This is a genomic window from Sedimentitalea sp. XS_ASV28 (assembly GCF_041224545.1).
Lineage (GTDB): Bacteria > Pseudomonadota > Alphaproteobacteria > Rhodobacterales > Rhodobacteraceae > Sedimentitalea.
On the sequence record NZ_JBGFGP010000155.1, the window covers coordinates 1 to 273 of the forward strand.

The window sequence follows — 273 nt, forward strand, 5'->3', positions numbered from 1 at the left end:
GACTTGCCCTCCGATCCGCCCTCCAAACCCATTCATCAGCACCGCGCTGACTCTTTCATTGTACAGTCCGAGCGGATGGCCGCTGTCCGATGCCCATGAGACAAGCCGACGCTGCGACCGCATTCGGCCGCAAAGAGCCCATGTCGGTCATTTTGATTTCATGCTGCGCCCGCACACGGCGGCGAATATTCTGCACAAGCACGAGATGGCATGACGCGGTGCGACGGCGATTTCGGCCGTTCGTGAACCTCGCAGAATTTTTGAAGCCGGCAA

The 273-nt window shown here is 59.0% G+C and carries 1 protein-coding gene; it reads left to right on the forward strand.

The features are described from left to right. A partial coding sequence (locus AB9K34_RS16745; RefSeq protein ID WP_369955577.1) for a hypothetical protein occupies positions 1–214 on the forward strand: 214 nt, incomplete at its 5' end. Between the last annotated feature and the right edge of the window lie 59 nt (positions 215–273).